The following is a 26,680-nucleotide window of genomic DNA, read 5'->3' as shown; positions in this document are numbered from 1 at the left end:
CTGCTTCCACCGTACGCCCCTGCGAGCCGCTTCGGACGCGGTCGGCCAGGACGACGGGGTGATCCTCCGGCGCGGCCGCCTCGTCGGCCTACGCTGAGGCCATGCGCAGCGGGACGACGCCTCCGGCCGGGCCCCGCCCGGGAGCCACCCGTCCTGCCGTTCTCACCCTGGACACCCGCACCCTGATCGAGCGGGCCCGGGCGCTCGCGGTGCCGGGGCGGCGGACGATCCTCGGGATCACGGGACCGCCGGGGGCGGGCAAGTCGACGCTGGCGGACGCGGTCGTCGCCGCGCTGGGCCCGAGCCTCGCCGTCGCCGTCGGGATGGACGGCTTCCACCTGTCGGCCGCGGTGCTCGCGGCGCACGGCAGCGCCGGCCGCAAGGGCGCGATCGACACGTTCGACGACACGGGGTACGCGGCGCTGGTCGCCCGCCTCGCGGACGCCCGCCCCGGCGACCACCCGGTCTACGCGCCGGCGTTCCGCCGCGAGATCGAGGAGCCGGTCGCCGCGGGGGTCGAGGTACCCGCCGACGTGCCGCTCGTCGTCACCGAGGGGAACTACCTGCTCGCCGACGTCGGGGCCTGGCCCGCCGCGCGGGACCGCATGACGGAGGTCTGGTACGTCGACGTGCCCGACGACGTCCGACGGGGCCGCCTCGTCGACCGGCACCACGCGTTCGGCAAGGACCGCGACGACGCGCACCGCTGGGCGCACGGGTCGGACGAGGTCAACGCCGCCGTCGTCCGCGAGACCCGGGACCGCGCGACGCTCGTCGTCCGGATCGCCTGAGGCCGGTGCTGCGACGTGCGTCCCCGAGCGCGGCGCGGCTCACCGGCCGAGCAGCGCCGCCGGGATGACGGCGAGCCGGGGCTGGCGCCTGTCGAGACGGTCGTCGACGCGAGTAGCCTGCCACCAGGAAAGACGAAGATCAGCATGGCTGCTGCACTAGTTCTAGCAGGGAACTGACGCTAGCGATAGCAGAGCTTCGATCGCGGCCCTGGACGGTCAGAGCCCGCGGCGGATCTTCTCCAGCAGCGGCTGCAGCCGGTAGGGGACGAGCTCGCCCATCGCGAGCGACGTCTCGGTGCGCTCCACGCCGTCGACGGCGAGGATCGCGGCGTCGATGCGGAACAGGTGGTCGGTGTCCCGGCAGACGACGTGCACGCGGAGGTCCGCGACGCCGCTGTGCCCGTAGGCCTGCACGACCTCGGGGATCGCGGCCAGGTGCTCGACGATCCGCGCGAGGTCGCGCTGACGCACGGTGACCTCGACGAACGCGAGCAGCGGGTGGCCGAGCACGGCGGGGTCGATGCGGCGGTCGAACGGGAGGAACGCGCCGGCGTCCTCCAGGCGGGCCAGGCGCGCGGCCACGGTGTTGCGGGAGATGCGCAGCCGCTGGGCGAGCGCGACGGTGGTGGCGCGGGGGTCGTCGGCGAGCGCCCGCAGGAGGGCCAGGTCCACGGCGTCGATGCTGTGCACGCCTCCACCCTAGCCCGGACCACGACGTCGGTCCGGCTGAGCAGGATGCACGCCGTCCGGGGGCCCGGCAGAGCAGGGTGCACAGCGTGCCGGGGGTCGGTGGTGCGGGCTGTGTGAGCGGCGTTACGTTCGCGGCAGCGGCGCTCGACGAGGAGCGTCGCCTCGATGCGAGGTGAGGCCACCCATGCCCAGCACCACGGATCCGAGGACGCGGCACGACCTGTCACGAGCGGGTCACGACGAGTCCTCGGTCGAGAGCGCCCACGGCGGAGCCCGGGACCGAGCCCCGGCCGTCGCCGGACGCCCGGACGGCACCGCCGACGCCACGACGGCCACGTCGGCGGACGGCACCGGACCCGACGCCCAGGGGCCGGACGCGCCCGGCGGCTCGCCGGAGCGGGTCCTCGCGCCGGACGGCACGCGGCACGCGCACCCCGGCCTGGACCCCTGGCTGACGGACGTCGACGACGCGCTGCTGCGCCAGCTCTGCACGGACATGGCGGTGGCGCGCCGGGTCGACACCGAGGCCACGGCGCTGCAGCGCCAGGGGCAGATCGGTCTGTGGCCGCCGCTGCTCGGCCAGGAGGCCGCCCAGGTGGGGTCGGCGCACGCGCTGCGCACCGACGACTTCGTGTTCTCCTCCTACCGCGAGCACGCGGTGGCGATGGTGCGTGGCGTGGCGCCGGCGGACCTGCTGCGCGTGTGGCGCGGCGTCGTCGGCTCCGGTTGGGACCCGTACGCGGCGCGGATGGCGCCCATGCAGGTGATCATCGGCGCGCAGACGCTGCACGCGGTGGGGTACGCCGTGGGGCTGCTGGTCGAGCAGGCCACCGGGCCGGGCGGTGCCGCCGCCTGGGGCGCGGCCGGGTCGGACGGCGCCGAGCGCACGCCCGCGACCGTCGCGTACTTCGGGGACGGCGCGACCAGCCAGGGGGACGTGCACGAGGCGATGACGTTCGCCGCGACCTGGTCGGCGCCGACGGTGTTCTTCTGCCAGAACAACCAGTGGGCGATCTCGGAGCCGGTGGCGCTGCAGTCGAAGGTGCCGCTCGTGGAGCGGGCGCGCGGCTACGGCATGCCGGGCGTGCGGGTGGACGGCAACGACGTCCTCGCCGTCCTGGCCGCGACGCGGCGGGCGCTGCACCGTGCCCGCACCGGCGGGGGACCGACGCTGATCGAGGCGGTCACGTACCGGATGGGGCCGCACACCACGGCCGACGACCCGACCCGGTACCGCACGTCCGCCGACGTCGAGGCGTGGCGCGACCAGGACCCGGTGGACCGACTGACCGCGCACCTGCGCTCCCTCGGGGCGCTCGACGACGCCGCGGAGCAGGCCGTGCAGGACACGTGCGACGCCGTCGCCGCGGCCCTGCGCGCGGGGATCACGGCCACGCCCGACCCGTCGTGGGAGGCGGTGTTCGAGCACGTGTACGCCGAGCCGCACACCGCGCTGGACGCGGAGCGGGACGTCTACGCCCGCTACCTGGACGGGTTCACGGACGCAGGGGACGAGGAGGTGCGACGGTGAGCAGGACGACGTTCGCGGGGGCGCTCAACACGGGGCTGCGCCAGGCGCTGGCCGACGACGACCGGGTGGTGCTGCTGGGCGAGGACATCGGCCGGCTCGGCGGGGTGTTCCGGGTGACGGACCGCCTCCAGCGCGAGTTCGGGCCGTACCGGGTGATCGACACCCCGCTGGCCGAGTCGGGGATCGTCGGCACGGCGGTGGGCATGGCGTGGCGCGGGCTGCGGCCGGTGGTGGAGATCCAGTTCGACGGGTTCGTGCAGCCCGCGTTCGACCAGCTCGTCAACCAGGTCGCCAAGATGCACGCCCGCACGGGCGGTCGCGTGCGGATGCCGCTGACCGTCCGCATCCCGGTGGCGGGCGGGATCGGCGCGGCCGAGCACCACTCGGAGTCGCCGGAGGCGTACTTCGTGCACACCGCGGGGCTGCGCGTCGTGTCGGTGTCGAACCCGCAGGACGCCTGCACGATGCTGCGCCAGGCCATCGCCTGCGACGACCCGGTCATCTTCTTCGAACCGAAGCGGCTCTACCACGTCGCCGGCGACGTCGACGTCGTGGACCTCGCCGCTGCCGCGCCGATGTCCGCCGCGCAGGTCGTGCGCCCCGGCCGCGACGTCACCGTCGTCACCTGGGGGTCGCACGTCGCCACCGCGCTCGACGCCGCGGAGGCGCTCGCCGACGACGACGTGTCCGTCGAGGTCGTCGACCTGCGGTCGCTGTCGCCGTGGGACGCCGCGACGGTCACCGCGTCGGTGCGACGGACGGGCCGCCTGGTCGTCGTGCACGAGGGAGCCCGGCAGGCGGGCGTGGGGGCGGAGGTCTGCGCGACCGTCACCGAGGCCTGCTTCGCGGACCTCGCGGCGCCCCCGCTGCGCGTCACCGGCCACGACGTGCCCTACCCGCCCGCCAAGCTGGAGCGGCACCAGCTCCCGGACCTCGACCGGGTGTGCCACGGCGTCGACCAGGTGCTCGGCCGGGTGCCGCTCGACGCACGGGTGGTCGTCGCGGCGGGGTCCGCACGGGGCGAGGAGCTCGCCGGCGCGGACGACGACGGTGGCGACAGCGTGGACGGTGGCGACAGCGTGGACGGCGACGACGCGGCGGGGCCGGCCGGTACGGCCGCCTTCGGTGCAGCGGCAGGTGCACGTGCGGGTGCCGGTGGGTCGACGGACGGTGCGGTGCGCACGGACGGACAGGGGGTGGCCGCGTGAGCGCGGACGTGGTGTTCCGGCTGCCGGACCTCGGCGAGGGGCTGACGGAGTCGGAGATCGTGGAGTGGCAGGTCGCCGTCGGTGACGTCGTGACTCTCAACCAGGTGATCGCCGAGGTCGAGACGGCCAAGGCGATGGTCGAGCTGCCGTCGCCCGTCGCGGGCCGGATCGCGGCCCTGCACGCGCAGGAGGGCGACGTCGTCCAGGTGGGCGAGCCGCTCGTGACGTTCGCCGCTGACGCCGATTCCGACCCCGACCCCGACCCCGGCGACGACGCCGATGCCGACGGCGCCGACGCCGGTGCGGCACGGCCCGCCGATGCCGGGGGCGGGGACGAGGCCGGGAGCACGCGCGCCCCCGCAGCACCGCGGTCGGACGACGGACCTCCGGCCGACGACGCGTCGTCGGCCGGTTCGACGGACGGGTCGACGAACGGGCGGACCGACGGCGCGCAGCCGAACCTCGTCGGGTACGGCGCGCGGCCCGCCCGGGCCGGCCGCCCGACGCGCCGCCCGCGCCGGCACGTCGAGGCACCGGTCGACCCGTTCGGACGCCGCGGACCGGCGCACGCCGGTCACGGGCCGAGGGACGCCGCCGCGGACGTCGGCACGGACGCCGGGAGCCCGGTCCCCGGCGCGACCGGCCCGGCGGGCGAGGTGCGGGAACCGGTGCGCAGCGTCCGGCGCCAGACGGCCGCCGCGATGGTCGCGAGCGTCGGCGTCCCGCAGGCGACGGTCCACCTGACCTGCGACGTCACCGACACCCTCGACCTGCTGGAGCGGCTGCGCGCGCACCCGCGCACGGCCGGGGTGCGCCTGACCGTGCTGACCCTGGTGGCGCGCGCGGTCTGCGCGCTCGCCGCGGAGCACCCGGCGCTGGTGACCCGGTGGGTCGAGTCCGACGACGGGCCGAAGCTCGTGCGCTCCGGGCAGGTGGACCTCGGGGTGGCGGTGGCGACGGCCCGGGGCCTCGTGGTGCCGCACGTCCTCGCGGCGGACACCCTGTCGCTGGTGGGGCTGGCCCGCGCGCTCGCCGACCTCACGACGACGGCCCGCGAGGGTCGCAGCACCCCGCAGAGCCTGCGGCCGGGCCACCTCACCCTGACGAACGTCGGCGTGTTCGGCGTGGACGCGGGCACCCCGCTGCTCAACCCGGGCGAGACGGCGATCCTCGGCATCGGCCAGGTGGCTCGCCGCCCGTGGGAGCACGACGGCGAGGTCGCGCTCCGCCGCGTGGTGACGCTGTCCCTGACCTTCGACCACCGGGTGGTGGACGGCGAGCAGGGTGCCCTGTTCCTCGCCGACCTCGGGGCGCTGCTCACCGACCCGGGCCTCGCGCTCCTGCTCGGCGGTGCCGACGAGACCGCGCCGCCCCCGCCGCCCCGGTCCGCCGGTGCCGAGCCGGGCGTCGAGCCGGGCGCCGAGGCGGGCCGGTCCGCCACGACCAGCCCGGCGGAGGTGGCGCGATGACCGTCCTGACGTCCGCCGTCGACCCGGCCGCCGCCGCCGCCCGCACGAACGGGGAGGCCCAGCGGGCGCTCGCCGACGGGTTGCGCGAGCGCACCGCCGCCGCGGCCCGTGGCGGGCCGGCCGCCTCCCGGGAGCGTCACGTCGGGCGCGGCAAGCTGCTGCCGCGCGAGCGGGTGGACCGCCTGCTCGACCCGGGCAGCCCGTTCCTGGAGGTCGGGGCGCTCGCGGCGAACGGCGAGGACGACGGCGCGTGGCCCGGCGCGGGCGTGGTCGCGGGCGTCGGGCGGGTCGCGGGGCGGCTGGTGATGGTCGTGGCGAACGACCCCACGGTGAAGGGCGGCACCTACCACCCCCTCACGGTGAAGAAGCACCTGCGGGCGCAGGAGATCGCGCTGGAGAACCGGCTGCCCTGCGTCTACCTCGTGGACTCGGGCGGGGCGTTCCTGCCCCGGCAGGACGAGGTGTTCCCGGACCGCGACCACTTCGGCCGGATCTTCTACCACCAGGCCCGGCTCTCGGCGGCCGGGGTCCCGCAGCTCTCGGCCGTGCTCGGCTCGTGCACCGCCGGCGGCGCCTACGTCCCGGCGATGAGCGACGAGACGGTGATCGTGCGCGGACAGGGCACGATCTTCCTCGGCGGGCCGCCGCTGGTGAAGGCCGCCATCGGCGAGGAGGTGACCGCCGAGGAGCTGGGCGGCGGCGAGCTGCACGCCCGCCGTTCGGGGGTCGTGGACCATCTGGCGGACGACGACGAGCACGCCCTCGACCTGCTGCGCGGGATCGTCGCGACCCTGCCGCCCGACCCGCCGCCGGTGTGGGAGGTGGCCCCGTCGCGCGAGCCGCTGCTCGACCCGACGGGCCTCTACGACGTCGTCCCGGTGGACGTCACCCGGCCGTACGACCCGCGCGAGGTGATCGCCCGGCTCGTGGACGGCAGCGAGCTCGCCGAGTTCAAGGCGGAGTACGGCACGACGCTGGTGTGCGGGTTCGCGCGCGTCCACGGCCACCCGGTCGGTGTGCTGGCCAACCACGGGGTACTGCTGCGCGAGTCGGCGCTCAAGGGCGCGCACTTCGTCGAGCTGTGCGACCAGCGCGGCATCCCCCTGCTGTTCCTGCAGAACATCTCCGGCTTCATGGTGGGCACCGACGCCGAGGCGGGCGGCATCGCGAAGGACGGCGCGAAGATGGTCACCGCCGTCGCGACCACCCGTGTGCCGAAGCTGACGGTCGTCGTCGGCGGCTCGTTCGGGGCGGGCAACTACGCGATGTGCGGCCGGGCCTACTCGCCGCGCTTCCTGTTCTCCTGGCCCGGGTCCCGGGTGTCCGTCATGGGCGGCGAGCAGGCCGCGTCCGTGCTCGCCACCGTCAAGCGCGACCAGCTCGCGGGGCGCGGCGAGGAGTGGGACGCCGCCACCGAGGACACGTTCCGCACCTCCATCCGGGACGCCTACGAGGCCGCCGGCGACCCGTACCACGCGACGTCCCGGCTGTGGGACGACGGCATCGTCGACCCGGTGGACACCCGCCGCGTGCTCGGCCTGGCCCTCGCGGTGTGCGCCCGCACCCCGCTCCCCGAGCCGGGCTTCGGCCTGTTCCGGATGTGAGCGCGATGTTCACCACCGTGCTCGTCGCCAACCGTGGGGAGATCGCCTGCCGGGTGATCGGGACGCTGCGCCGCCTGGGCGTCCGCTCCGTCGCGGTGCACACCGACCCCGACGCCGGGGCGCGCCACGTGCGCGAGGCCGACGTCGCCGTCGGGCTCGGCCCGGCCCGCGCCTACCTCGACCCGGACGCGGTCGTGGCCGCGGCGCTCGCGACCGGCGCGCAGGCCGTCCACCCCGGCTACGGGTTCCTGTCGGAGAACCCGGCCCTGGCCCGCGCCTGCGCCGCCGCGGGGATCGTGCTCGTGGGCCCACCGGTCGAGGCCGTCGAGACGATGGCCGACAAGGTCGCCGCCAAGCGGCTCGTCGCCAAGCACGACGTGCCCGTGCTGCCCGGCACGCTCGACGCCGCGCTCGACGACGACGCCCTGGTGGCGGCCGCGGCCGACGTCGGGTTCCCGCTGCTGGTCAAGCCGGTCGCCGGGGGAGGCGGCAAGGGCATGGAGGTCGTGCGGTCCGCCGCCCACCTGCCCGCCGCGCTCGCGTCGGCCCGCCGCGTCGCCGCGTCGGCGTTCGGCGACGACGGCCTGCTGCTCGAAAGGCTCGTGGACGCCCCGCGGCACGTCGAGGTACAGGTGCTCGCCGACGCCCACGGCGCCGTCGTGCACCTCGGGGAGCGGGAGTGCACGCTCCAGCGCCGCCACCAGAAGATCGTCGAGGAGGCGCCGTCGCCCGCGCTGGACGACGCGACGCGGGCCCGCCTCGGTGAGGCGGCGTGCGAGGTCGCCCGGTCCGTCGGGTACGTGGGGGTGGGCACGGTGGAGTTCCTCGTGCCGGCCGCCGACCCGACCGACTTCGCGTTCATCGAGATGAACACCCGCCTCCAGGTGGAGCACCCCGTCACGGAGATGGTCACCGGTCTCGACCTCGTCGAGGCGCAGCTGCGCGTCGCGGCGGGGGAGCGGTTGTGGTTCGGCCAGGACGACGTGCGCGTCACCGGGCACGCGATCGAGGCCCGCGTCTACGCCGAGGCGCCCGACCGCGGGTTCCTGCCGTCCGCCGGGCGGGTGCTGCTGCTCGACGACGGCGGCGCGGCCGCCGGACCGACCGCCGCGCCCGTGCGCCTCGACGCCGGGGTCGCCACGGGCGACGTCGTCACCGGCGACTACGACCCGCTGCTCGCCAAGGCCGTCGCGCACGGCGACGACCGGGCGCAGGCGCTCGCCCGGCTCGACGGGCTGCTCGGACGCGTCACCGTGCTCGGCGTCGAGACGAGCACCGGGTTCCTGCGGGACCTGCTGGCCGACGACGACGTCCGCGCCGGGCGCCTCGACACCGGCCTCGTGGACCGGTTCGTCGCCGCCCGCGCGGCCGCCACCGACCGGACCGGTCTCCGGGGCGCCGAGGGGGTGGCCGTCGCCGCGGCCGCGCTCGTCGCCACCGGCGCCCTCGACCCCCGGGAGCCCTCGGCCGACCCCGGGGAGCCCTCGGTCGCCCCGTGGGCCGCCGACGGCTGGCGCCTCAACGGCCCGGCCGCCCCGCAGGTCGTCGGTCTGCGTCCGCCGGGCGGTGACGTCGTCGAGGTCCGCGTGACCGCCGACGGCGACGGGCACGTCGTGGAGCCCGCCGGCGGCGAGCCGGTGCGGGTCGTCGCCCGGCGTGCCGGGGAGCACCGCCTGCTGCTCACCACGGCACCCTCGGGCGCCAACGCGTCCCGCACGGCCCCGGTGACGGCCGCCCGCGACGGCGACGTCGTCTGGGTGTCGCTCGACGGCCGGGCCGGGCCGTGGACGCTGCTCGACCGGACGGCGCTCGCCGCCCGCCGGCGTGCGCTCCGCGCCACCGCGCCGGCCGCCGACGGCACCCCCGCCGGACCGGTCGAGGTCCGCGCCCAGATGCCCGGGCGGGTCGCCGCGACCCCGCACCCGGACGGCCGACCCGTCACGACGGGCACCCCCGTCGTCGTCGTGGAGGCCATGAAGATGGAGCACCCGCTCCTCGCGCCGACCGCAGGGACCCTGCGGCTCGTCGTCCGCCCGGGCGACCAGGTCCGCCTCGACCAGGTGGTCGCCGTCGTCGAACCCGAAGGAGCGTCATGATCGCCGACACCTCTGCCACCGCCCTCACCGACGCCCAGCGCAAGCTCAGCGCCACGGTGCGGGAGTTCGCCGACGAGGTGGTGGCACCGGCCGCGTACCGCTACGACACGGAGCGGAGGCTGCCGCTGGAGATCATCGCGCAGATGGGCGACCTGGGGCTGTTCGGGCTGCCGTTCCCCCGCGAGGTGGGCGGGCAGGGCGAGGACTACGTGTCGCTGTGCCTGGCCGTGGAGGCGCTCGCCCGGGTCGACCAGTCCATCGCGGTGACGCTGGAGGCCGGGGTGGGGCTCGGCATCATGCCGATCTTCCGGCACGGCACGCGCGAGCAGCAGGAGCGCTGGCTGCCCGACCTCGTGGCGGGTCGCGCGCTCGCCGCGTTCGGGCTCACCGAGGCGGGCGCCGGGTCCGACGCGGGCGCGACGCGCACGACGGCCCGGCTGGAGGGCGCGGACGACGGCGAGTGGGTGATCGACGGTTCCAAGCAGTTCATCACCAACTCCGGCACCCCGATCACCAGCGTCGTGACGATCACCGCGGTGACGGACCGGCACGCGGACGGGACGCCCGAGCTGTCGTCGATCCTCGTCCCGGCGGGCACCCCCGGCCTGACGGTGGGGGAGCCGTACGACAAGGTCGGCTGGCACACGTCCGACACCCACCCGCTGACCCTGGCGGGAGTACGGGTCCCGGCGGCGAACCTGCTGGGGGAGCGGGGCCGCGGCTACGCGAACTTCCTGCGCGCCCTGGACGAGGGTCGCATCGCGTTCGCGGCGCTGGCCACCGGCGCCGCGCAGGGCTGCCTGGAGGAGGCCGTCCGGTACGCCCGCGAGCGCGAGGTGTTCGGGCACGCCATCGGCGAGAACCAGCACGTCGCGTTCACGCTCGCGCGGATGCAGGCGCGGGTGCACGCGGCGCGGCTGTGCTGGCTGGACGCGGCGCTCAAGCAGACGCACGGGCTGCCGTTCAAGGCGGAGGCGTCGGTGGCGAAGCTGACCGCCGGCGAGGCGGCGATGGCGAACGCCCGCGACGCGTCCCAGATCTTCGGCGGGTACGGGTTCCTCAACGAGAACCCCGTGGCCCGGCACTACCGGGACTCCAAGGTGCTGGAGGTCGGCGAGGGCACCACCGAGGTGCAGCTCATGATCCTCGCGCGCGACCTGCTGGGCGCCGGGACGGGGGGACGATGACCGCCGACGACGCCCGCGACGCCGGGCCGGGGACCGTCGAGGAGGTCGTGCAGCGCGGCTGCTGGTACGACGAGCTGCGCGAGGGCGTGCGGTACGTGCACCGCCCGGGCCGCACGATCACCGAGGCGGACGACACCCTGTTCACCGCGGTGACGATGAACCCGCAGGCGCTGCACCTCGACCACGCGTGGGCCGCGACCCAGCCGTTCGGGCGACCGCTGGTGAACTCGATGCTCACCCTCGCGACGCTCGTCGGGCTGTCCGTGGCGCACCTGACGCGCGACACGATCGTCGCCAACCTCGGGTTCACCGACGTGCGCTTCCCCGCGCCGGTCTTCCACGGCGACACGCTCTACGGCGCGACGACGGTGACCGCCCGGCGGCCGTCCGCGTCCCGGCCGGGCACCGGCATCGTCACCCTCGAGCACGTCGGCACCAACCAGGACGACGTCGTGGTGGCCGTCGCCCGCCGCTCCGTGCTCGTCTGGACGAAGGCCGGGTACGAGGCGCACGCGGCGAGGGGGCGGGACCGATGAGCGTCCCGTCGTTCGCCGGCGGGCCCGCCGTCCTGTTCTGCCCCGCCGACCGCCCGGACCGCTACGAGCGGGCGGCCGCGAGCGCCGACGTCGTCGTCCTCGACCTGGAGGACGGCGTCGGCGCGGACGACAAGGACGTCGCACGACGGTCGCTGCGGGCGAACCCGCTCGACCCCGGACGCACCGTGGTGCGGGTGAACGCCCCCGGCTCCCCGCACCACGGTGTGGACCTCGACGCGCTGGCCGACACGGCGTACACCACGGTGATGCTGCCGAAGGCGGACGGCCGGTTCGTGGGTCCTCTCCTGCGCCACGACGGCGTCCCGTACGCCGTCGTGGCGCTCTGCGAGACGGCCGCCGGGGTGCTCGCGGCCCCGGCGCTCGCGGCGCGCTCCGACGTCGTCGCGCTCGCCTGGGGCGCCGAGGACCTGTTCGCCTCGCTCGGCGGGTCGTCGAGCCGCGGCGCCGACGGCGCGTACCGGGACGTGGCGCGGCACGCGCGGTCGACGGTGCTGCTCGCCGGGCGGGCCGCGGGCAAGCCGGTGCTCGACGCCGTGCACCTCGACCTGGGGGACGCCGACGGACTGCGGGCCGAGGCGCAGGACGCCGCCGCGTGCGGGTTCGCGGGCACGCTGTGCGTCCACCCCGACCAGGTGCCCGTCGTGCGGGCCGCGTTCGCGCCGTCCGACGTCGAGGTGGAGCAGGCCCGCGCCCTGCTGGAGGCGGCCGCCCGGACCTCGGCCGGGGTGCTGCGGCACGACGGCCGCATGATCGACGCGCCGCTGCTGGCGCACGCCCGTGCCGTGCTGGCCCGGGCCGGGAAGGAGGAGTCGTGACCGTGATCGCGACGGACGCCCACGAGGCCCTGGACGGGCTGCTGCACGACTCGATGACGATCGCCGTCGGCGGGTTCGGCCTGTGCGGCAACCCGTTCGACCTCGTCGAGGCGGTGCGCGACGCCGGGGTGCGGGACCTGACGATCGTGTCGAACAACCTGGGCGTGGACGGGCAGGGGCTCGGGCTGCTGCTGGAGAACGACCAGGTGAGCCGGGTCCTCGCGTCGTACGTGGGGGAGAACCGGCTGTTCGCGCAGCGCTACCTCGACGGCGACCTGGAGGTCGAGTTCGTGCCGCAGGGCACGCTCGCCGAACGTCTCCGTGCCGGCGGGGCGGGCATCCCCGCGTTCTGGACCCCGACCGGCGTCGGCACGCCCGTGGCCGAGGGCAAGCCTGTCGCCGAGTTCGACGGCCGCCCCTGCGTGCAGGAGCGGGCCATCATCGCCGACCTCGGGCTGGTGCACGCCCACCGTGCCGACCGCTACGGCAACCTCGTCTACCGGTACACGGCCCGCAACTTCAACCCCCTGGTCGCCGCGGCCGGGCGGGTGTGCGTCGTCGAGACCGAGCACCTGAGCGACGCGCCCCTCGACCCCGACGCCGTCGTCACGCCCGGCATCTACACCCACCGGCTCGTCGTCGCGCGCGCCCGCGACAAGCCGATCGAGCAGCGCACCGTGCGGCCGGTCGTCGCCGGCCCGCCGGACCCCGCCGTCACCGGAGGAGCGTCATGACCTGGACCCGCGACGAGATGGCGGCGCTCGCCGCCGCCGAGCTGCACGACGGCGACTACGTCAACCTCGGTATCGGCATCCCCACCCTCGTGGCGAACCACGTGCCGCCCGGGGTGTCGATCACCCTGCAGAGCGAGAACGGGCTGCTCGGCATCGGGCCGTTCCCGATCGAGGGCACCGAGGACGCCGACCTGATCAACGCGGGCAAGCAGACCGTCACCGCCCTGCCCGGCGCCAGCTACTTCGACGCCGCCGCGTCGTTCGCGATGATCCGCGGCGGGCACGTGGACCTCGCGATCCTCGGGGCGCTGCAGGTCTCCGCCGGCGGCGACCTCGCGAGCTGGACCGTGCCCGGCAAGCTCGTCAAGGGCATGGGCGGCGCGATGGACCTCGTCGTCGGGGCGCGCCGCATCGTCGTGCTCATGGACCACGTCGCCCGCGACGGCACGCCCAAGCTGCGCGCCGAGTGCTCCCTGCCGCTGACCGGCCAGGGGGTCGTGGACCGGGTCGTCACCGACCGCGCCGTCCTGGACGTCACGCCCGACGGGCTCGTGCTGCGCCGGCTCGCGCCCGGCGTGACCGCCCAGGAGGTGCGTGACGTCACCGCCGCCGACGTGGTCGACGGGCTCGACGCCGACCCGGCGGGCGTGCCGGTGCCCCGGGGTTAGGGTGCTCCCTGGCGGGCGCCGGGCCCGCCGCGAGCGGGGAGGTGCCCGGTGGAGCTGTCGCTGGTGCTCGGCCCGATGAAGTCGGGCAAGTCGCTCGACCTCATCGCGCAGGTCGCGCCCCTGGCGTACTCGCGGCTCACCTGCGCCGTCGTGCAGTCCGCCCGGCACGTGCGCGACGCCCGCATCGTCTCGCGCACCGGCGCGTCCGTGCCCACCATCAAGCTCGACACCCTCGAACCGCTGCTGCACACCGACGAGGACGTCGTCGCCATCGACGAGGTGCACATGTTCACCCCCGCCGACGTGCGCGTCGTCGAGGAGCTCGTGCTGCGCGGCACCCGCGTGCTCGCCTGCGGCATCGACCTCGACCACCGCGGCGAGCTGTTCGCCACCGTCCGCGCCCTGCTGGAGCTCGGGCCCAGCGAGGTGCGCTACCGCCGCGCCGTCTGCGACCGCTGCCAGGACCTGCACGCCGCGTTCACGCAGGTCCTCGCCGGTGGGCTGCCGTTCCTCGAACCGCTCGGCGCGTCCGAGCCGCTGCCCGACGACGGCACCTTCACCTACGAGGCGCTCTGCCGTCGCTGCTTCGTGCTCCCCGAGACCGCCATCGTCACCGGCTCGCCCGGCGTCCCCCGCGTCACCGCCCGCCCCCTCGACCACTGACCCGCCTCGGCTCGGGCGGGCGCGAATCAGCGCAGATCCCCGTGAGTCAGCGCAGGCGGGCGCGAGTCAGCGCAGGCCGACGACCCCGAGGCGGGGTGCCGGCCTGCGTGACGGACGGGGCGCGTCAGCCGTTCTGGTTCGGCAGCGGGTGGCCCTCGGAGGCCTGGACGACGACGAACCCCTGGCCGTGCAGGCCGAGCTGGTAGGCCTCGCCGGAGCCGCGGCCGATCATCGCGCCCATCTTGGCGGTCTTGCGGACGCTGCTCTGCAGGGACGTCGACCACAGCACCGCGGACTGCATGTCGACGAACGTCGGCTCGTCGACGTTGAGCACGATCGGGGCGCCGTAGGCGGTGACGGCGAGGGCGCCGGTCCCGGAGAACGTCGTGTTGAACAGCCCGCCGGTGAGCATCGACGCGCCCTCGACGCGCTGGATGTCCCAGGCCAGGGTGCTCTCGAACGCGAGGATGTTGCTGCCGCTGACGGTGACGGACTCGTTCTCCAGGTAGAGGACGAACACCTCGTCGGCGTCCTGGGCGAGGAACACGTCGCCGTCGCCGGACACCTTCATGAGGGACATGCCCTCACCGGTGAACGCCTTCTTGAGGAACTTCGACATGCCGCCGGAGCCCTCGTAGGCGAAGTCGACGGCACCCTGGTAGGCGACCATCGACCCCTGCTTGGCGTAGAAGAACCCGCCGGAGCCGGTCAGGTCGACCTTGAGCATGTGCTTGGTGGCGAGCATGAACGAGCCGGGCTCGCCCTCGGGCTCGGTGTGGTGGAAGAGGCTGGAGCGCATGGACCCATCCTGGCGGCTGCGACCCGTCGGACCGGCTCGCGGCACGCGGGCGGCGTGGCAGGATCGGCGCGTGACTCCGACGACGCGACACGCCCGGCACGAGGACGGCTGATGGCGACCGGCCCTCGCCACGTCCTGATCACCCAGTGGCAGATGTGTCAGTTCAGCGGCTCGGAGATGGTGACCCTCGAACTCGCGGAGCACTTCGCCGGGCGTGGCGCCCGGGTGACCGTGGTCGTCCACCAGCACGGTGGACCGATCGTCGAGATGCTCCGTGCGGCCGGTGACGTCGAGCTCTGGTCGTCGCGGGACCCTGGCCTCGACGACCACCTGCGGACCGACCCGCCAGACCTGGCCTGGATCCACCACCAGATCGTCCCCGACGCCCTGCTCTCCGGGGAGCTCGACGTCCCGACGGTGTTCAACCACATGTCGCCCTACCAGCCGCTCGAGCAGGTGCTCGTCCCCGACGTCGAACGCTCGCTGGCCACCGTGTCGGTCTTCAACTCGCCCGAGTGCTTCGAGGCGCAGCGCGACAGCGGCGTCCTGGACGGGTTCGACGCCGACCGGCTCCGGGTCTTCGCCAACCCGGCACCGGACGCCATGGCCGGCGTCGTGCCGCGGGAGCGCGGCGACGGCCCGCTGCGCCTGCTGGTCGTGTCCAACCACCTGCCGGACGAGCTGGTGAAGGCGTTGGCGGCCCTGCCGCCCCACGTCGAGGTCGCCAGGATCGGTGCCCAGCGCGATCGCGGAGCGGTTCCGAGGCGTGTCGACCCGGAGCTCCTGAGCGGCCACGACGCCGTCCTCAGCATCGGCAAGTCCGTCCAGTACGCGCTCGTCGCCGGGCTCCCCGTGTACTGCTACGACAGGTTCGGCGGGCCGGGATGGCTCGACCCGGACAACGTCGCCACGGCCCGGCACCACAACTTCTCCGGCCGGGGCTTCGGACGCAAGGCGCCGGAGGACATCGCCCGCGAGCTGGTCGACGGGTTCGAGCGCGCGACGGCCGACGCCGGGGTGCTGCGGGCCGAGCAGGTCGAGGGGCTGCTCCTCGGCCCGGCCCTGGACGAGCTGTGGGAGCTATGCCTGGCCCGTCCCCGCCCCGCGCGGGCGATCGACGGCACCGCGCGGGCGGCGCACCGCTCGGTGACCGCGCTCGGCCGGGAGTGGGCCATCCTGCAGGCCCGCAGCCGCAAGGCGGCCGCCGCCGCGGCGGCGGTCCCGGGGCTGCGCGAGGAGATCGCCCGGGCGGCGGCGGCCACGGTCGCGGCAGAGGATGCCGCGGCTCGCGACCGCCAGAAGATCCGGAAGCTGCGCCGGCGCGCCCAGAAGGCGGAGGCGCAGGTCCGCCGGCTCGAGGACCTGCGCGGACGCCGCCTGGTCCGGGGAGCGGAACGGTTGGTCCACGTCGTCGACCGCGCCGCGGGACGGCCTCGCCGGGGGCGTGGCGCCGAGGACGGGTGATCTGGCGTCACCGGTCGAGGGGTCCTGCACGCGGTTCGTCCCGGTCTGTGCCCGGCTGCCCCACCTCTGAACAACTTCCCCCGATCTCGTCGTGGTGCCCGCCCCCGTCCACCCCCTACTGTGACCGTCGTGCTCATCGTCGCCCGCGCGTCCCAGGAGGTCGTCGTCGCCGCCCTCGCCGGCGCCGGCGCCGACGCCGACGTCGGCCCGACGTCGGCCACCGGTCTGACGGCGGTCTGGTGCAGCGGTGACGAGCCGGTCCGTGCGCTCGGCGGCGTCGATCTGGTCGCCGTCTGGGACGAGCCGGAGCAGGGTCACGTCGTCCTCCACCTGCGCTGCGACGGGCGGGAGGAGGACCGGGTGTGGCCGCTGGAGGTTGCCGGGCCCGCTGCCGTGCCGCCGACGTCGCGGACCGTCGTCGACGCGCTGCGCCAGGTCCTCGGCGACCCGGTCGCGCCCGTCCACGACGCGTTCGCCGACGTGCGGTCCGCCGAGGGCCTGACGACGCTGCTCGAGGAGCACTTCGCCCTGCCGGTGCTCGACCCGGTGCGGCGACGTGCCGTCACCCTCCACCGGGGCCGCCACGCGGACGCCCGGATCGCGGGCCGGATCGCGGCCGGCGCCGGCGGGGTCGGGGTGACGGACCTCGGCGGGCGGTGGACAGCGCTCCACGCCGACCACCCCGCCTCGCAGCAGCTCGTCACCCTCAGCGCCGCCGCGGCAGGACGTCGCCGTTCGCTGGTCCTGCAGCTGTGGCGGGGCGACGGCAAGGCCGCCGGGTTCGACCTCGTCCTGCGCGACCGTTCCGTCGCGCAGGTCGGTTGGGACGACGGCTGGCGCCGCCCCGCCGACGAGGGCTGGCAGACCCGGGACGAGATCGCCGGCGTGCTCGCGCACCACGTCGGCGGTGACATCGACGTCCCTGCCCTGCGTGCCCTGCTGCGGGCCCGCACCCGCGCGACCGACCCGCTCGCGCGACTCGTCACGCTGCTCGGCCTCCCGCCCGAGGCCCTCGACGTGCTCGACGGGACGACGTCCGCCCCCGACGCGGACCGGGTGCAGCACGCCGGCTGGTGGCGCGTCGTGTGGGAGGAGTCCCGGGCGGAGGCCGCCGCGGGGTTGCGGCGGACACAGCTCTGGGCCCTCGTGGTGACGGGGGTGCTGTCGACGGCGGTGCTGGTGTTCGCGCTGGCCCTGGTCGCCACCGACGGCGCGCTGGTCGACCACCCGGGCGCGACCGTCGTCGACTGGTTGCTCGTCCCGGTCGCGGCGACGGGCATCGTCGGGAGCGTCGTCGGGCACCGGGTCGTCCGGCGCCGGGAGGCGCCCGACGTCGGTCAGGACGTGGCGCCCGGGAACCCCGCCTGACGCCAGGCCTCGTAGACGACGATCGACGCCGCGTTGGTGAGGTTGAGCGACCGGCGCCCCGGCAGCATGGGGACCTTCACGCGGTCGGTCACGCGCGGGTGGTCCAGCACGTCCTCGGGCAGACCGGTCGGCTCGGGACCGAACAGCAGCACGTCGCCGGGCCGGTAGTCGACCTCGGTGTACGTCGTGTCGGCGTGGGCGGTGAACGCGAACACCCGCGCCCCCGGCCGCTCGGGGGTGCCGGCGCCGACGGCGTCGAGGGCGGTCGTGAGGTCGGCGTGCACGTCCATGACGGCGAGGTCGTGGTAGTCCAGCCCGGCGCGCTTCAGCTTCGCCTCCGACAGGTCGAACCCCAGCGGCTCCACCAGGTGCAGCCGGGCGCCCGTCACGGCGGCCAGCCGGATCGCCGACCCGGTGTTCCCCGGGATGCGCGGCTCGAAGTAGACGACGTGGACGAACGGGTCCGACGGCGGGGCGGGCGAGGTCTCGGGCTGGGACGGCACGGCGTCGATTCTCCCACCCGTGGCGGGCTGCCCGTCGTCGACCCTGGTGCGCGTGCGGGGCGGAGGTCTACCCTGGTGCGCATGACGAGGCGTACCGACTGGTGGCGGCTGCAGCAGCAGCCGTGACCTGACGCGCCCCGAGCCACGAGTCCCGAGCTGCCCGCCGCAGCCCGGGACTTCGTCGTTTCCGACGTCGTCGGGCACCGGTGGGCGCTCCCCACCGAAGGAGCCCTCATGAGCACCACCACCGCACCCTCCGTCCCCGGCGTCGACCCGAGTCCCGGCGAGACCGCGTCCGTCCGCACGGCCCGTGCCCGGTCGGCGGAGGTCGAGGCGCTGATCGCGCACGACCCGCGCCGGTTCCGCGTGCTGACGGGCGACCGCCCCACGGGCCCCCTGCACCTCGGTCACCTGGTCGGCACGGTCGAGAACCGTGTGCGGCTCCAGGACGCCGGCGTGGACGTCGTCGTGGTCGTCGCGGACTACCAGGTGATCACCGACCGCGACGACCCGGGCGACCTGCCCGCCGCCGTCCGCGACGTCGTCCTCGACCAGCTCGCGGCGGGCCTCGACCCGGCGCGCAGCACGATCTTCGCCCACTCCGCCGTCCCTGCCCTGCACCAGCTCCTGCTGCCGTTCCTCGCGCTGGTCACCGTCGCGGAGCTGGAGCGGAACCCGACCGTGAAGGCGGAGGCGGTCGACGCCGCCCGGAGGCAGGGGCGCGGCATGTCGGGGCTGCTGCTCACGTACCCGGTGCACCAGGCGGCCGACATCCTCGCCGTGCACGGGAACCTCGTGCCCGTCGGCACCGACCAGCTGCCGCACCTGGAGACCACCCGTACCGTCGCGCGTCGGTTCAACCAGCGGTTCACGGCCGCGCAGCCGTACTTCGCCGAGCCCGACGCGCTGCTGACGGACACCCCGACGATCCTCGGCAACGACGGGGAGAAGATGTCGAAGTCGCGCGGCAACGTCCTCGAGCTGCGGGCGTCCGACGACGCGACGGCCGCCTACTTCCGCAGGGCCCGCACGGACGGCGACCGGCACATCACGTTCGACCCGGAGCAGCGTCCGGAGGTCGCGAACCTCCTGCGCCTCGGCGCGCACTTCGCGGGGACGACGCCGCAGGATCTCGCGGAGTCCGTCGGCTCCGCCGGGGCGGGCCGGCTCAAGGAGGTCGTCACCGACGCCGTCGTGGAGGGCCTGCGTCCCCTGCGCGCACGCCGCCGGGACCTCGCCGCCGACGCCCCCGCCGTCGTCGCCGACGCCCTCGGCCGCGGTGCCGCCCGGGTGAACGCGATCGCCGACGCCACCCTGCAGGACGTGCGCGAGCTCATGCGCACCGTCTACTGACCGCCCCGGTCACCCGGCTCCCACCCCCGGTAGCAACGAGCGTGCTGACTTGGCACCTCATCCAGCCAGATGAGGTGCCAAGTCAGCACGCTCGTTGCATGGCGGGGGAGGAAGGTGGCAGAGGTCAGTCCTCCGCGCCGAGCCGCCGGCGCAGCGCGTCGAGCTGGGTGCGCAGGGCGGCCGGGACGCGGTCGCCGAAGGTGTCGAAGAACTCCTCGGTGAGGTCCGACTCCGCGAGCCAGGCGTCGACGGGGACGTCGAACAGGGCGTCCATCGCGGCGTCGGTGACGTCCAGGCCGGACAGGTCGAGGGCTCCCGGGGCGGGGAGCAGCCCGACCGGGGAGGTGACGGCACCACCGTCGGTGCGGGTGCCGCGCGACCGGTCGACCTGTTCGGCGATCCACTTCACGACGCGGGAGTTCTCGCCGAAGCCCGGCCAGAGGAAGGAGCCGTCGGCGTCCTTGCGGAACCAGTTGACGCCGAACACCTTGGGGCGGCGCGCCGGGTCGAGCGCGGCGCCGACCTCGAGCCAGTGCGACCAGTGGTCGGCCATGTTGTAGCCGCAGAACGGGAGCATCGCGAACGGGTCGCGGCGCAGCTCGCCGAGCGCGCCCTCCGCGGCGGCGGTGCGCTCCGAGCTGATGGTGGCGCCGAGGAACACGCCGTGCTCCCAGCTCGTCGCCTGCGCCACGAGCGGCACGTTGGAGGCGCGGCGGCCGCCGAACACGATCGCGTCGACCGGCACCCCGGCGGGGTCCTCCCAGACGTCCGCGATCGTCGGGCACTGCTCGGCCGCGACGGTGAAGCGGGAGTTGGGGTGCGCCGCGGGGCGGCCGGCGGCGCCGTCGGCGGGCGTCCAGTCGTTCCCCTGCCAGTCGACCAGGTGCTCCGGCGCCTCGGGGGTGAGGCCCTCCCACCAGACGTCGCCGTCGTCGGTGAGGGCGACGTTCGTGAAGATGACGTCGTGGGTGAGGGTGTCGATGGCCGTCGGGTTGGTGTCGACGCCGGTGCCGGGTGCGACGCCGAAGAAGCCCGCCTCGGGGTTGATGGCGCGCAGCGAGCCGTCGGGGCCGGGTCGCATCCACACGATGTCGTCGCCGATCGTCTCGACCTTCCAGCCGGGGATCGTCGGCTGCAGCATCGCGAGGTTCGTCTTGCCGCAGGCGCTGGGGAACGCGGCCGCCAGGTGGTACTGCCGCTGCTCGGGGGACGTGACCCGGATCAGGAGCATGTGCTCGGCGAGCCAGCCCTCGTCGCGGGCCATCGCGGAGGCGATCCGCAGCGCGAAGCACTTCTTGCCGAGCAGCGCGTTGCCGCCGTAGCCGGACCCGTACGACCAGATCTCCCGCGACTGCGGGAAGTGCACGATGTACTTGGTGTCGTTGCACGGCCAGGGGACGTCGGCCGTGCGCTCCCCGTGCGCGTCCACGAGCGGTGCGCCGACGGAGTGCACGGCGGGAACCCACTGCTGACCGGCGTCGACGAGGCGCAGCACCTCCGGGGAGACGCGGGTCATGACGTGCATCGACACGACGACGTAGGGGGAGTCGGTGATCTCGACCCCCACCTGCGAGATCGGTCCGCCGACGGGCCCCATGGAGAACGGCACCACGTACATGGTGCGGCCGCGCATCGCCCCGGCGAAGACGCCGTCGAGCTCGGCGCGCATCTCGGCGGGGTCGCGCCAGTTGTTCGTCGGGCCGGCGTCGGCCTCGTCCGGGGAGCAGATGAACGTGCGGGACTCGACCCGGGCGACGTCGGACGGGTTCGACCGGGCGAGGTAGGAGCCGGGTCGCTTGTCCTGCGCGAGGGGGAGCAGGGTGCCCGCCTCGACCATGCCGTCGAGGAGCCGCTGCTTCTCCGCCGCCGACCCGTCGCACCAGACGATCTCGTCGGGCTGGGTGAGCGCGGCGACCTCCGCGACCCAGGCCCGGACGTCGAGCGGCGCCGCGGGGCGTGCGCCCGCCGACCCGGTCGCGGTGAGCGGCACCAGGTCGTCGAGGGCGAGCTCGGCGAGAGCCAGCCGCGTGCGGCGGGGGTTCGCGAGGAAGGTCATGACTGCTCCGTCCGTTGGCCGGTCCCGCCCTGGGGCGGCGGGTCCTGGTTCCACCTTGCGGCCAGTGGACCGATGATTCACCGACGGATCGCTGTCAATTTTCGCGATTCTTCACGTAGCGTGAAGTCATGACGGACGGACCGACGTCGGAAGCGCCCGACCTCATCACCCTCGGCCGCCGGGTACGCCACGCCCGGACCACCCGCGGGCTCACCCTGGAGGCCCTGGGGCGGCAGGTCGAGGCCGCACCCAGCCTGCTGTCGCTCATCGAGAACGGTCGCCGCGAGCCGCGGCTGTCCCTGCTGCGCGCGCTCGCCGACGCCCTCGGCGTCCCGCTCGCCGACCTGCTCGCCGACGAACCGCCGTCGCGCCGCGCCGCACTCGAGATCGCCCTCGAACGCGCCCAGCGCGCGCCCCGCTTCGCGGCGCTGGGCCTGCCCACCGTCAAGCCCAGCCAGAAGCTGCCCGTCCCCGTGCTCGAGCAGCTCGTCGGCCTGCACGACGAGCTCGTCCGCCGGGACGAGGAGGCCATCGCCACCCCCGAGGAGGCCCGCCGCGCCAACACGATGCTGCGTCGCGAGCGCGAGGCGCGCGGCAACCACCTGCCCGACATCGAGGACGTCGCGGAGGAGATGACGCGCCGCGCCGGGTACACGGGGGGCGCGCTCACGCACCGCACCGTCGCGCGCATCGCTGCCGACCTCGGGCTGGAGATCCTGCACGTCGACGACCTGCCCCGCTCGGCCCGGTCCGTCACCGACTGGCGCAACGGCCGCGTCTACCTGCCGCCGGCGTCGACGCCCGGCGGGCACGGCCTGCGCTCCCTCGCCCTGCAGGCCGTCGCCCACCGCGTGCTCGGCCACGAACGGCCCCGCTCGTACGCCGAGTTCCTGCGCCAGCGCGTCGAGATCACGTACTTCGCGGCCGCGTGCCTCATCCCGCAGACGGCGGCGGTGGCCTTCCTCGACGAGCGCAAGAAGGCCAAGGACCTCGCCGTCGAGGACTTCCGCGACACGTTCGGCGTCACCCACGAAGCCGCCGCGATGCGCCTGACGAACCTCGCCACCGTGCACCTGGGGGTCCCGCTGCACTTCCTGCGCGTCGGCGACGACGGCGCCCTGTTCCGCGGGTACGCCAACGACCACCTGCCGCTCCCGCAGGACGTCACCGGCGCCATCGAGGGGCAGCTCGTCTGCCGGTGGTGGCCCGCCCGCGAGGCGTTCACCCGCCGGGACCGCGCGGCGGAGTCCTACCAGTACACCGACACCCCGGCCGGCACGTTCTGGGACTCCACCCAGACCGGCACGGCGGGGGACGGGCGCCGGTTCTCCGTCACCGTCGGTGTGCCGTACGCGCACGCCAAGTGGTTCCGCGGCCGGGACACGCAGGTGCGGCGTGCCTCCACCTGCCCCGATCCGGCCTGCTGCCGCCGACCGCCCGCGACGCTGGCCCAGCGGTGGGAGGAGGTGTCGTGGCCCAGCGCGCGCATGCACCAGCAGGTCCTCGCGGCGCTGCCCCGCGGCGTGTTCCCCGGCGTCGACGACACCGACGTCTACCGGTTCCTCGAACGGCACGCCCCGGCCGGCGACGGTCCGGCCGACTGACGGGAGCCGGCGGGGCCGTCCAGGTCAGCGCGCGTCGGCGTCGGACGGCGCGTCGGTGCCCGGCGCGACGGCGTCCAGCCGGACCGCGCGGATGCGCTGCTTCTCGACGTCGGTGACGGTGAGCGCCCGGCCGTCGATCTCGACGACGTCGCCGACCTCGGCGAGGCGACCGAGCCGGGCCAGCACGTAGCCCGCCACGGTCTCGTACGGGCCCTCGGGGAGCTCGACGCCGGTGGTGCGGGCGAAGTCCTCGATGGTCAGGCCCGCCTCGACCTCGCCCGACGCCAGCTTCTCCTCGCCGGGGTCGTGCTCGTCGCGGATGTCGCCGACGAGCTCCTCCAGCAGGTCCTCGAGGGTGACGATGCCGTCGGTGCCGCCGTACTCGTCGCGGACGACGGCCAGGTGCGTCTGCTCGCGCTGCATCGCGGACAGCGACGGCAGCAGCCGGTTGGTGCCGGGCAGCTCCAGCACGGGGCGGGCGACGTCGCGCAGGGTGCGCCGGTCGGCAGGCGTGGCCGCGCTGCGCACGAGGTCGCGCACGTGCACGAACCCGACGACGTCGTCGAAGTCCTCGCCCATGACGGGGTAGCGGGAGTAGTGGCCGTCCTTCGTCTGCTCGATCGCGTCCGCGACGACGGTGCCCGCCTCGAGGAAGACGACGTCGCCGCGCGGGCGCATCGCCTCGGCGAGGGTGCGCTCGGTGGCGAGGAACACGTCGGTGAGGATCCGGCGCTCCTCCTCGTCGAGGCCCGGGTGGGCGGCGACGAGGTCGCGCAGCTCGGTCTCGGAGATCTCCTCCGAGCGGGCCTCGGGGTCGCCGCCGAGCAGTCGCACGACGGCGTTCGTGGAGCGGGACAGCAGCCAGATCACCGGGCGCATGAGCACGGAGAAGCGTTCCAGCGGCGGGCCGACGACGAGCGCGAACTGCGTCGAGCGCTGCAGGGCGATGCGCTTCGGCACGAGCTCGCCCAGCACGAGCGAGGCGTAGGCGATGAGGAGGGTCATCGCGATGAGGGCGACGGTCGCGGCCGGCGCCGGGGCCAGGCCCGCGGACTCCAGCAGGGGCGCGACGTCGGGCGCGATCGTCGACGCGCCGTACGCGGCCGAGAAGAACCCGGCCACGGTGACGCCGATCTGGACGGCGGCGAGGAACCGGTTGGGGTCCCGCGCGACGGCGGCGACACGGCGTCCGCGTGGCCCCTGCTGCTCGAGCTGGTCGATCTGGCTCTCGCGGAGCGACACCAGGGCGAACTCGGTGCCGGCGAACACACCCCCCAGCAGCACGAATCCCAGTACCAGTGCGATGTTCCACCAGGTGTCGGCGTCCACGATCTCCCTCCAGGTCGGTCCCCCTACCCTCGTGGCCGGGGAGCGACTGTGCAACGTGAGGAGGGCGCCGCTGGTTCCGGGGCCGGGTGCGCTGACTCGGGCCGTCCAGCGCTGACCCGGGCCGTCGTGCGCTGACTCGCGCCGGTGCGCCGTCCGTGCCGGCGCTCTCTAGGATCAGGGGCGTGACGACGAGCCCCGCACCCGCCGACGGCGCACGCCGGTCGCTGCGCGAGACGGCGTACGAGGCGCTCAAGGCGCGCATCATCGGCCTCGACCTGCATCCCGGCCAGCGGCTGGTGGAGCGTGACATCGCCGCGGAGCTGGGGGTGTCACGGGTGCCGCTGCGCGAGGCGCTGCACCAGCTGGAGAGCGAGGGGCTGGTCGTGCTGGTGCCGCGCCAGGGGGCGCTGGTGGCGCCGTTCACGCGGGCGGACGTCGAGCAGCTGTTCGAGGTGCGCGAGAGCGTCGAGGTGCTGGCGTTCCGGCTGGCGGCGCTGAAGCGCTCGGACGCCGACCTGGCGGCGATGGGGGCCGCCGTCGACGCGGCACGGGACGCGCTCGCCCGGCACGACGACGCCGCGACGGCGGCCGCGAACGCGGGGTTCCACGCGGCGGTGGTGCATGCGTGCGGGAACCCGTTGCTGCGCTCGATGCTGGCGCCGCTGGACGCACGGGTGCGGTGGCTGTTCCACCTGACCAAGCAGCGCGACACGCACGAGCAGTGCGAGGAGCATGCCGCGATGCTGGCGGCGATCGCGGCCCGCGACGCGGACGCCGTCGCGCTGCTGGCGCACGGGCACGTGACGTCGGGCCGGGAGCCGAGCCTGGCGCTCGCGGCGTCGTGGGCGTCGGCGCCCATCGACCCGGTCGAGGTCACGCGTACCCGCAACCGGGGCCGGCAGACCGCCTGACGGTCGCCGCCGCCGGACGCGAGCGTCTCCGAGCGGCCCTGCCCGCGCCGGTGGTGGGTCGACCGGAGACGCTCGTGCCGGTCGGTCGCCCGTCCGTGACAGAGGTCACGCAGCATTTACGGCCGATTGACGCATCGGAAACACGGGGTCAGCAGACTGCGGGTTAGTGGTATACCGCTAACTCGACCTGGAGGACCCATGCGCAGCACCCGCCCCGCCGCCCCGTCCCGCCCCACCGACCCCCGCCGCAGCCGCCGCACCGCCGTCGGCGCGTTCCTCGCCGTGAGCGGCCTCGTCGTCCTCACGGCGTGCGGCACCACCGCCGAGGCCGAGGACACGCCGGCCGACGGTGCCGAGCCGCTCACGGTCGGGGTGTTCCTGCCGGGCTCGACGTCGGACACGGGCTTCATGGAGTCGGCCCACCTCGGTTACGAGCGGGTCGCCGCCGAGCACGGGGACGCCGTCGAGCTGTCGTTCGTCGAGGAGGTCGCGGCGGCCGACTACGAGCAGACGCTCCAGCGGTTCGCCAGCACCTCCGACCTCGTCATCTCCGTCGGCGGGCAGACCGACGCCGACCTGCGCAAGGTCGCCCCGCAGTTCCCCGACGTGAAGTTCGTCGAGATCGGTGGCCCCGCCGACGCCGAGCCGCTGGACAACCTCGCCTACTACGACCCGCAGCAGGCCGAGGCCGAGTACCTGTCGGGCGCCGTCGCGGCGCTGTCGTCGGAGACGGGCAAGGTCGGCTTCATCGGCGGTGTCGAGCTGCCGGCGATCGTCAACGCGTCGGTCGCGTTCGCGAACGGGGCCGAGGCCGCGGTGCCCGGCACCGAGGTCGTCACCCCCCAGTACATCGGCGACTTCAACGACCCCGCCAAGGCGAAGCAGGCCGCGGCCGCGAACTACGGCGTCGGGGTCGACGTCATCGGGCAGATCGTCAACCTCGGCAAGCAGGGCATCGAGCAGGCCGCGCAGGACGCGGACGCCTCGATGATCGGCGGCCCGATCCCGGGCGAGTGCGTCGAGGGCAGCCCGTACGTCGGGTACGTCCGCACCGACATCGGCACGGAGGTCGAGCACGCCGTGCAGTCCGTGCTCGACGGCACGTGGGAGGCGGCGCAGGTGCCGTTCGGCCTGACCTCCGACCTCGGCGGGACCGAGTTCGTGCTCTGCACCGACGACCCGGAGACCGCCGCCACCCTCGACGAGCTCACCGCCGCCCTGGCGAGCGGCGAGGTCGCCGCGTACTGACCCGGACCGTCCGCCCGGCCGCCCACCCGGCG

22 protein-coding genes and 1 pseudogene are annotated in these 26,680 nt (G+C 75.1%); 18 read left to right on the top strand and 5 right to left on the bottom strand.

Annotated elements, in window-relative coordinates; all coding sequences use genetic code 11:
• Positions 1 to 101: 101 nt before the first annotated feature.
• The gene (locus tag I598_RS08895) at positions 102 to 791 is read left to right on the top strand and encodes a nucleoside/nucleotide kinase family protein (protein ID WP_083973085.1); all 690 of its coding nucleotides are present in this window, start codon (positions 102 to 104) and stop codon (positions 789 to 791) included.
• 216 nt (positions 792 to 1,007) lie between these two features.
• Here the strand turns inward: I598_RS08895 and I598_RS08890 are convergent, their stop codons facing one another.
• Positions 1,008 to 1,481, bottom strand: coding sequence for an Lrp/AsnC family transcriptional regulator (locus I598_RS08890; protein WP_068202650.1), 474 nt, complete (start codon positions 1,479 to 1,481; stop codon positions 1,008 to 1,010).
• 184 nt (positions 1,482 to 1,665) lie between these two features.
• On the opposite strand from I598_RS08890, the gene pdhA reads away from it, so the two are divergent.
• The 11 genes and pseudogenes from pdhA (at position 1,666) to I598_RS08835 (ending at position 14,013) form a co-directional block, all read left to right on the top strand.
• A complete protein-coding gene (gene pdhA / locus I598_RS08885; RefSeq protein WP_083973083.1) occupies positions 1,666 to 3,012 on the top strand; it encodes a pyruvate dehydrogenase (acetyl-transferring) E1 component subunit alpha in 1,347 nt (448 codons plus the stop codon).
• Positions 3,009 to 3,986, top strand: a pseudogene (locus I598_RS08880) (alpha-ketoacid dehydrogenase subunit beta); the annotation flags it as partial. The gene pdhA and the pseudogene I598_RS08880, both read left to right, overlap by 4 nt.
• 230 nt (positions 3,987 to 4,216) lie before the next feature.
• Positions 4,217 to 5,689: a dihydrolipoamide acetyltransferase family protein gene (locus tag I598_RS08875; RefSeq protein WP_068202649.1), complete on the top strand. Its 1,473-nt coding sequence runs from the start codon at positions 4,217 to 4,219 to the stop codon at positions 5,687 to 5,689.
• Entirely contained in the window at positions 5,686 to 7,293 is a 1,608-nt protein-coding gene (locus I598_RS08870) for a carboxyl transferase domain-containing protein (protein ID WP_068202648.1), read from the top strand. The genes I598_RS08875 and I598_RS08870 overlap by 4 nt, the downstream gene beginning before the upstream one ends.
• Before the next feature lie 5 nt (positions 7,294 to 7,298).
• Positions 7,299 to 9,389 (top strand): ATP-binding protein, encoded by a 2,091-nt coding sequence (locus tag I598_RS08865; RefSeq protein ID WP_198155773.1) that lies wholly within the window; start codon positions 7,299 to 7,301, stop codon positions 9,387 to 9,389.
• Entirely contained in the window at positions 9,386 to 10,576 is a 1,191-nt protein-coding gene (locus I598_RS08860) for an acyl-CoA dehydrogenase family protein (protein ID WP_068202646.1), read from the top strand. Before I598_RS08865 ends, I598_RS08860 begins: the two co-directional genes overlap by 4 nt.
• Positions 10,573 to 11,112: a MaoC family dehydratase gene (locus I598_RS08855; RefSeq protein ID WP_068202645.1), complete on the top strand. Its 540-nt coding sequence runs from the start codon at positions 10,573 to 10,575 to the stop codon at positions 11,110 to 11,112. The genes I598_RS08860 and I598_RS08855 overlap by 4 nt, the downstream gene beginning before the upstream one ends.
• Positions 11,109 to 11,948, top strand: coding sequence for an HpcH/HpaI aldolase/citrate lyase family protein (locus tag I598_RS08850; RefSeq protein ID WP_068202644.1), 840 nt, complete (start codon positions 11,109 to 11,111; stop codon positions 11,946 to 11,948). The genes I598_RS08855 and I598_RS08850 overlap by 4 nt, the downstream gene beginning before the upstream one ends.
• The gene (locus I598_RS08845; protein WP_083973079.1) at positions 11,945 to 12,682 is read left to right on the top strand and encodes a CoA transferase subunit A; all 738 of its coding nucleotides are present in this window, start codon (positions 11,945 to 11,947) and stop codon (positions 12,680 to 12,682) included. Before I598_RS08850 ends, I598_RS08845 begins: the two co-directional genes overlap by 4 nt.
• Complete coding sequence (locus I598_RS08840; RefSeq protein ID WP_068202643.1) at positions 12,679 to 13,350, top strand: 3-oxoacid CoA-transferase subunit B; 672 nt, start codon at positions 12,679 to 12,681, stop codon at positions 13,348 to 13,350. Before I598_RS08845 ends, I598_RS08840 begins: the two co-directional genes overlap by 4 nt.
• A gap of 48 nt (positions 13,351 to 13,398) precedes the next feature.
• The gene (locus I598_RS08835; RefSeq protein ID WP_068202642.1) at positions 13,399 to 14,013 is read left to right on the top strand and encodes a thymidine kinase; all 615 of its coding nucleotides are present in this window, start codon (positions 13,399 to 13,401) and stop codon (positions 14,011 to 14,013) included.
• A gap of 124 nt (positions 14,014 to 14,137) precedes the next feature.
• Here I598_RS08835 and I598_RS08830 read toward each other — a convergent pair whose 3' ends face one another.
• Positions 14,138 to 14,812 (bottom strand): AIM24 family protein, encoded by a 675-nt coding sequence (locus I598_RS08830; RefSeq protein WP_068202641.1) that lies wholly within the window; start codon positions 14,810 to 14,812, stop codon positions 14,138 to 14,140.
• A gap of 111 nt (positions 14,813 to 14,923) precedes the next feature.
• Here I598_RS08830 and I598_RS08825 point away from each other — a divergent pair, with 111 nt between their 5' ends.
• A complete protein-coding gene (locus I598_RS08825) occupies positions 14,924 to 16,276 on the top strand; it encodes a glycosyltransferase family protein (protein WP_068202640.1) in 1,353 nt (450 codons plus the stop codon).
• Positions 16,277 to 16,405: 129 nt separating this feature from the next.
• The gene (locus I598_RS08820) at positions 16,406 to 17,644 is read left to right on the top strand and encodes a hypothetical protein (RefSeq protein ID WP_157557189.1); all 1,239 of its coding nucleotides are present in this window, start codon (positions 16,406 to 16,408) and stop codon (positions 17,642 to 17,644) included.
• Here the strand turns inward: I598_RS08820 and I598_RS08815 are convergent.
• On the bottom strand, positions 17,614 to 18,147 hold the full coding sequence (locus tag I598_RS08815; RefSeq protein WP_068202638.1) for a tRNA (cytidine(34)-2'-O)-methyltransferase: 534 nt from the start codon (positions 18,145 to 18,147) through the stop codon (positions 17,614 to 17,616). The genes I598_RS08820 and I598_RS08815 overlap by 31 nt on opposite strands.
• Positions 18,148 to 18,381: 234 nt before the next feature.
• On the opposite strand from I598_RS08815, the gene trpS reads away from it, so the two are divergent.
• Positions 18,382 to 19,500 (top strand): tryptophan--tRNA ligase, encoded by a 1,119-nt coding sequence (gene trpS, locus I598_RS08810; RefSeq protein WP_068202637.1) that lies wholly within the window; start codon positions 18,382 to 18,384, stop codon positions 19,498 to 19,500.
• A 124-nt stretch (positions 19,501 to 19,624) separates the two neighbouring features.
• On the opposite strand, the gene I598_RS08805 is transcribed toward trpS, so the two are convergent.
• A complete protein-coding gene (locus I598_RS08805) occupies positions 19,625 to 21,556 on the bottom strand; it encodes a phosphoenolpyruvate carboxykinase (GTP) (protein WP_083973078.1) in 1,932 nt (643 codons plus the stop codon).
• A gap of 128 nt (positions 21,557 to 21,684) precedes the next feature.
• Between I598_RS08805 and I598_RS08800 the strand changes: the two genes are divergently transcribed.
• Positions 21,685 to 23,160 carry an XRE family transcriptional regulator gene (locus I598_RS08800; protein WP_068202636.1) on the top strand — a complete coding sequence of 492 codons (1,476 nt, stop codon included), beginning with the start codon at positions 21,685 to 21,687 and terminating at the stop codon, positions 23,158 to 23,160.
• Between the two features lie 24 nt (positions 23,161 to 23,184).
• Here I598_RS08800 and I598_RS08795 read toward each other — a convergent pair whose 3' ends face one another.
• A complete protein-coding gene (locus I598_RS08795; protein WP_068202635.1) occupies positions 23,185 to 24,489 on the bottom strand; it encodes a hemolysin family protein in 1,305 nt (434 codons plus the stop codon).
• Between the two features lie 182 nt (positions 24,490 to 24,671).
• Here I598_RS08795 and I598_RS08790 point away from each other — a divergent pair, with 182 nt between their 5' ends.
• Complete coding sequence (locus tag I598_RS08790; RefSeq protein WP_232314301.1) at positions 24,672 to 25,400, top strand: GntR family transcriptional regulator; 729 nt, start codon at positions 24,672 to 24,674, stop codon at positions 25,398 to 25,400.
• Positions 25,401 to 25,598: 198 nt separating this feature from the next.
• Positions 25,599 to 26,648 carry a BMP family protein gene (locus tag I598_RS08785; protein WP_068202634.1) on the top strand — a complete coding sequence of 350 codons (1,050 nt, stop codon included), beginning with the start codon at positions 25,599 to 25,601 and terminating at the stop codon, positions 26,646 to 26,648.
• Positions 26,649 to 26,680: the final 32 nt, after the last annotated feature.

The organism is Isoptericola dokdonensis DS-3 (assembly GCF_001636295.1).
Lineage (GTDB): Bacteria > Actinomycetota > Actinomycetes > Actinomycetales > Cellulomonadaceae > Isoptericola > Isoptericola dokdonensis.
This window is presented reverse-complemented; position numbering and strand designations above follow the sequence as displayed.